Origin of the sequence: Methylobacterium sp. XJLW, from assembly GCF_003254375.1 — a bacterium.
Taxonomy (GTDB): domain Bacteria; phylum Pseudomonadota; class Alphaproteobacteria; order Rhizobiales; family Beijerinckiaceae; genus Methylobacterium; species Methylobacterium fujisawaense.
This window is the reverse complement of record NZ_CP016429.1, coordinates 5,126,425-5,132,500: the sequence shown is the minus strand read 5'-3', so window position 1 is coordinate 5,132,500 and position 6,076 is coordinate 5,126,425. Positions and strand designations below refer to the sequence as shown.

Genomic DNA, 6,076 nt, shown 5'->3' with positions numbered 1-6,076 from the left:
GATCAACCCGGGCAATTCGGGCGGGGCGCTGGTCGATCTGCGCGGCCAGCTCGTGGGCATCAACACCGCGATCTACTCGCAGTCGGGCGGAAGCCACGGCATCGGCTTCGCGATTCCCGTGGGCATGGTCAAGGCCGTGGTCGATGCCGCCCGCGACGGCGCGGGCATCGTGCGCCGGCCCTGGCTCGGCGCGCGCATCCAGAGCGTGACCCCCGACATCGCCGACAGCATGGGCCTCGACCACCCGACCGGCGTGCTGGTGGCGAGCCTGCAGGCCAAGAGCCCCGCCGAGGAGGCGGGCCTGAAGCGCGGCGACCTGATCCTCACCGTCGACGGCCAGGAAGTGGCCGACCCGGAGGCCTTCGGCTACCGCTTCGCCCTCAAGGGCATCCAGGGCAACGCCCGGTTCGGGATCCTGCGCGGCACGACCCGCCAGACGGTGGCGGTCAAGCTCGCTCCGGCGCCGGAGACGCGGCCGCGGGACATGCTCAAGGTGAAGACCCGCTCGCCGTTCCTGGGCGCGACGCTCGTGAACACCTCGCCTGCGGTGGCCGAGGAGATGCAGGTCGATTTCCCCGCCGACGGTGTGGCCGTGCAGGCCGTGGACGAGAACTCCATCGCCGCCCGGGTGGGGCTGCAGAAGGGGGACGTGATCGTAGCGGTCAACGGCGTGCCGATGGCGACCACCAAGGATCTCGACCGGGTCACCCGCAACAGCCTCAATTCCTGGGAAGTGGCGATCAACCGCAACGGCGAGGTCCTGACCTCGGTGTTCGGCGGCTGATCCCGGGCGAGCCCGGCACCGGCTCGCGACCGTGGGCAAGCGTGGGCAAGGTCGGGCGCGCCGCTTGCGCCGCCGGTCGCGCCCGGTGTTGATGCGCAGATGTCCGACCTGTTCGCTTCCGCGGAGCCGCCCTCCGCGCCGGATTCCGGCCGCGCCTCCGGCACCGAGGCGGGCCGCCCCCTCGCAGACCGCCTGCGGCCGCAGAGCCTTGCCGAGGTCGTCGGCCAGGAGCACCTGACCGGGGAGGGCGGGGCGCTCACGCGCCTGCTGCGCGGGCGCAGCCTCGGCTCGCTGATCTTCTGGGGACCGCCCGGCACCGGCAAGACCACCGTGGCGCGGCTGCTGGCGCAGGGCACGGACCTGCATTTCGAGCAGATCTCGGCGATCTTCTCGGGCGTGCCCGACCTGCGCAAGGTGTTCGAGGCCGCGCGCAAGCGCCGGGCGACCGGACAGGCGACCCTGCTGTTCGTCGACGAGATCCACCGGTTCAACCGGGCGCAGCTCGACGCCTTCCTGCCGGTCATGGAGGACGGCACCGTCACGCTGGTGGGGGCGACGACGGAGAACCCCTCGTTCGAGCTGAACGCCGCGCTCCTGTCCCGGGCCCGGGTGCTGCTGTTCCGGGCCCTCGATCCGGGCGCCATCGCGCGGCTGCTGGTGCGGGCCGAGGCGCTGACGGGCCGAGCCCTGCCGCTCACCGAGGAGGCGCGCGACGTGCTGGTCCGCATGGCCGACGGCGACGGGCGGGCGGCCCTGACCCTGGCGGAGGAGGTGTGGCGCTCGGCGCAACCGGGGGAGACTCTCGACGCGGAGGCCCTGCAGGCCATCGTGCAGCGGCGGGCGCCGATCTACGACAAGGCGCAGGAGGGCCACTACAACCTGATCTCGGCCCTGCATAAGACCGTGCGCGGCTCGGATCCGGACGCGGCGCTCTATTATCTCTGCCGGATGCTCGATGCCGGGGAGGACCGGCTGTTCATCGCCCGCCGGCTGGTGCGCATGGCGGTGGAGGATATCGGGCTCGCCGACCCGCAGGCCCTGGTGGTGGCCAACGCCGCCAAGGACGCCTTCGACTTCCTCGGCAGTCCGGAGGGGGAGCTGGCGCTCGCCCAGGCGGCGATCTACCTCGCCTGCGCGCCGAAATCGAACGCGGTCTACACCGCCTACAAGGCCGCGACCCGGCTCGCCAAGGAGGCGGGCTCCCTGCCGCCGCCGCGGACCATCCTCAACGCGCCGACCAAGCTGATGAAGCGGATCGGCTACGGCGAGGGCTACCGCTACGACCACGACGAGCCCGATGCCTTCTCGGGACAGGATTACTGGCCCGACGCGCTGGGGCGCCAGCACCTCTACGAGCCCACCGAGCGCGGCTACGAGACCCGCCTCGCCGAGCGCCTCGACCGGTGGGAGGCTCTGCGCAAGCAACGGCGCGGGGAGGCGTAGAGGCGTCCGACGTCATCGCGAGCGCAGCGAAGACAGCGTCATAGGTCGAGGGGCGCGTTGTCGATCACCTCCTTCATCACGAAGAAGGTCCGGGTCTGGCGCACCCCCGGCAGGCCGATCAGCGTGGCGCTGTGGAGGCGGTTGAAGTCGGCCATGTCGGAGACCCGGATCTTCAGCATGTAGTCGAAGTCGCCGGCCACGAGATGGCAGTCGAGGAGCACGGGAATCGCCCGCACGGCAGCCTCGAATTCGGAAAAGCTCTCGGGGGTCGAGCGGTCGAGCACGACGCCGACGAAGACCAGGGTACCGCGTCCGACCCGCATCGGATCGATCAGCGCCCGGACCGCCCGCACGAACCCGTCCGCGAACAGGCGCTGGATCCGGCGGTGGCAGGTGGCCGCGCTGGTGCCGACCCGCTCGGCGATCTCGGCATTGGCCATCCGACCGTCCGCCTGGAGCAGGCGCAGGATCTTCTGGTCGATCCGGTCGAGCCCTTCGGACATGGACGATTCTTTCATGTTCGACTGGAAAACCGGACTTTCCTGCGTGAGTTTGGCTTGGCAACGCAAGAGACCGGCCTTCGACGCCCAAAGATCGAGAGCACCTTTCATTGCAAATCGGGTAATTTTCCCTGCGCCTCGAAGATAGGAGCCGGGACCTCACGGCCCGGTCGTTCTCGGGGCCTCGCCTCGATGCATCCGGGCCGGACGGAGACCGCTCCTGCCCCCGGGCGCGTCCCGAGATCTGGAGAGACCCGATGCTGGCACAGTTCGAGCGCTATCCCCTGACCTTCGGCCCGACGCCGATCGAGCCGCTCAAGCGCCTGACGGCTCATCTCGGCGGCGAGGTTGAGATCTTCGCCAAGCGCGAGGATTGCAATTCCGGCCTCGCCTATGGCGGCAACAAGCTGCGCAAGCTCGAATACATCGTCCCGGACGCGATCAAGAGCGGCGCCGACACGCTGGTGTCGATCGGCGGCGTGCAGTCGAACCACACCCGCATGGTCGCGGCGGTCGCCGCCAAGATCGGCATGAAGTGCCGGCTGATCCAGGAGGCCTGGGTGCCCCACGAGGACGCCGTCTACGACCGGGTCGGCAACATCCTCCTGTCGCGGATCATGGGCGCGCAGACGCAGCTCGTGGATGACGGATTCGACATCGGCATCCGCGACAGCTGGAAGCGGGCGCTCGCCGAGGTCGAGGCCGAAGGCGGCAAGCCCTACGCGATCCCGGCCGGCGCCTCGGTGCACAAATACGGCGGGCTCGGCTATGTCGGCTTCGCCGAGGAGGTGCGCAAGCAGGAGGCCGAGATGGGCCTGCGCTTCGACTACGTGGTGGTCTGCACGGTCACGGGCTCGACCCATGCCGGCATGCTGGTGGGCTTCTCCGCCGACGGGCGCGCCCGCAACGTCATCGGCATCGACGCCTCCTGCACCCCGGCCCAGACCAAGGCCCAGGTCCTCGACATCGCGCAGAACACCGCCGCCCTGGTCGGCGCGGGCGACATCGTCGCCGACGACGTGGTGCTCAACGAGGACTACGCCTACCCGGTCTACGGCGTGCCCTCGCAGGAGACCGTGGAAGCGATCCGGCTCTCGGCCCGGCTCGAGGGGATGATCACCGACCCGGTCTACGAGGGGAAGTCGATGCAGGGCATGATCGACCTCGTGAAGAAGGGATTCTTCCCGAAGGGCTCGAAGGTGCTCTACGCCCATCTCGGCGGCGCCCCGGCGCTGAACGGCTACAGCTACACGTTCCGCAATGGCTGAGCCGGGGCGAACGCGCCTCCCATCCATCGCCTCATCCTGAGGTGACCGCGCAGCGGGCCTCGAAGAAGGGCTCCAGGGATCGCAGCGTCCTCTGGAAGGCTCCTTCGAGGCCTCCGCTGCGCCTCGGGATGAGGGGGAGGGTGGAGGCCGCGACTCTGGCCTGCAGTCCCCTATATGGCGGCGCGGGACCCGCACCGGAGAGGGCAGGGATGATCGCACCGGCACGCGCGCTGCTCCTGGCCGCCCTGCTCGCCCTGGGCGGCCCCGCCGCGCGGGCCGCCTCGGGGCCGGCCGTGGAGGCCGAGAACGGGATGGTGGTCTCGTCGCAGCGCCTCGCCTCGCAGGTAGGCGCCGACATCCTCCGGGCCGGCGGCAACGCCGTGGATGCCGCGGTGGCGGTGGCCTATGCCGAGGCGGTGGTGAACCCCTGCTGCGGCAATCTCGGCGGCGGCGGCTTCCTGGTGCTGCACGCCGCCGACGGGCGCAGCCGCTTCGTCAATTTCCGCGAGACCGCCCCGGCCGCCGCGACCCGGGACATGTACCTCGACGCGACCGGCACCGTGGTGAAGGGCGCGAGCCTGCGCGGCTGGAAGGCGGCCGGCGTGCCCGGGACCGTGCTCGGCCTCAACACCGCGCTGGCCGAATACGGCACCCTGCCGCTGACCCGGGTGATGGCGCCGGCGATCGCGCTCGCCCGGGATGGGTTCGTGCTGACCCGGGGCGACACCGACATCCTCGAATCCGGCACCACGCTGTTCGCAGCCCAGGCCAACGTCGCCCGGATCTTCCTGCGCCCGGACGGCAGCCCCTGGCGCCCCGGGGACCGGCTTGTCCAGGCCGACCTCGCCCGGACCCTCCAGGCCATCGCCGATCACGGCTCGGACGCGTTCTACAAGGGTGCGATCCCCGAGGCCGTCGAGGCGGCCTCACGGGCGGGCGGCGGCCTGCTGACGGCGGCCGACTTCGCCGCCTACACGGTAACGCAATCCGAGCCGCTGACCTGCCGCTACCGGGGCGCCACCGTCCTGTCGGCGCCGCCGCCCTCGTCGGGCGGCACCACGCTCTGCGAGATCCTCGGCATCCTCGACGGCTACGACCTGCGGGCGGCGGGGTTCAACTCCGCGCGAAGCGTGCACCTGATGGTCGAGGCCATGCGGCGCGCCTATGCCGACCGCAACCTGCTGCTCGGCGATCCGGCCTTCGTGGCGAACCCGGTCGACCGGCTCCTGTCGCCGGCCTATGCGGAGACGCTCCGGGCCTCGATCCGCCCGGACCGGGCGACCCCGTCCTCCGAGATCCGCCCGGATCCCGGCCTGGAGACGCGGGAGCGGGCCGAGACCACCCACATCTCGGTGATGGACAAGGCCGGCAACGCGGCCGCGCTGACCTACACGATCAACGGCTATTTCGGCGCCGGGGTGATCGCCGCCGATACGGGGTTCTTCCTCAACGACGAGATGGACGACTTCACCGTCAAGACCGGGGTGCCGAACCTGTTCGGCCTCGTGCAGGGGACGAAGAACGCGATCGAGCCCGGCAAGCGCCCGCTCTCCTCCATGGCGCCCACGATCGTGCTGCGGGACGGCAAGGTCGCGCTGGTGGCGGGCTCGCCGGGGGGCTCGCGGATCATCACGATCACCGCGCAGACGCTGATCAACATGCTGGATTTCGGCATGGCGCCGCAGGAGGCCGTGGACGCCCCGCGCATCCACCACCAGTGGCTGCCCGACACGGTCTACGCCGAGCCCTTCGCGCTCTCGGCGGACACGCAAGCGATCCTGCGGAGCATGGGCCACACGCTCGTCGAGCAGAAGCCCTGGGGGGCGCAGGAGCTGATCGCGGTACGCGCCGCGGCGCCCGCGCTCCCCGAGGCGACGTCCTCGGGCAACGACGCTTCGCGCACGCAGGGGATGCGGCCGGGACTGCTCTACGGCGCCAACGACAACCGGAGGCCCGCCGGCGCGGCGGTTGGAGAATAGGGCGCGGTCGGCTGTATCGGAACAACCCCGTCGTGGCGCAACCGCGCGGCGGAACCCGCTCACCAGCACCCTCAACGGTGCAGGCGCGGATCTACCGGCCGA

5 protein-coding genes (1 of these 5 cut by a window edge) are annotated in these 6,076 nt (G+C 70.9%); 4 read left to right on the top strand and 1 reads right to left on the bottom strand.

Annotated elements, in window-relative coordinates; genetic code table 11:
• Positions 1-784: the 3' portion of a Do family serine endopeptidase gene (locus tag A3862_RS23685; protein ID WP_043347519.1), read on the top strand. Its footprint begins 674 nt before the window's first position; 784 of the gene's 1,458 nt are visible here — the last part of the coding sequence; its start codon lies beyond the left edge, outside the window; its stop codon occupies positions 782-784.
• Between the two features lie 99 nt (positions 785-883).
• Positions 884-2,227 (top strand): replication-associated recombination protein A, encoded by a 1,344-nt coding sequence (locus tag A3862_RS23680; RefSeq protein WP_043756679.1) that lies wholly within the window; start codon positions 884-886, stop codon positions 2,225-2,227.
• Positions 2,228-2,265: 38 nt separating this feature from the next.
• Here A3862_RS23680 and A3862_RS23675 read toward each other — a convergent pair whose 3' ends face one another.
• The gene (locus tag A3862_RS23675; protein ID WP_043385985.1) at positions 2,266-2,730 is read right to left on the bottom strand and encodes an Lrp/AsnC family transcriptional regulator; all 465 of its coding nucleotides are present in this window, start codon (positions 2,728-2,730) and stop codon (positions 2,266-2,268) included.
• Positions 2,731-2,984: 254 nt separating this feature from the next.
• On the opposite strand from A3862_RS23675, the gene A3862_RS23670 reads away from it, so the two are divergent.
• Both A3862_RS23670 and ggt read left to right on the top strand, forming a co-directional pair.
• Positions 2,985-3,995, top strand: a complete 1,011-nt coding sequence (locus tag A3862_RS23670) for a 1-aminocyclopropane-1-carboxylate deaminase (RefSeq protein ID WP_043385983.1) — start codon at positions 2,985-2,987, stop codon at positions 3,993-3,995.
• Between the two features lie 209 nt (positions 3,996-4,204).
• Complete coding sequence (ggt, locus tag A3862_RS23665) at positions 4,205-5,974, top strand: gamma-glutamyltransferase (RefSeq protein ID WP_043756680.1); 1,770 nt, start codon at positions 4,205-4,207, stop codon at positions 5,972-5,974.
• The last annotated feature ends 102 nt before the right edge of the window (positions 5,975-6,076 follow it).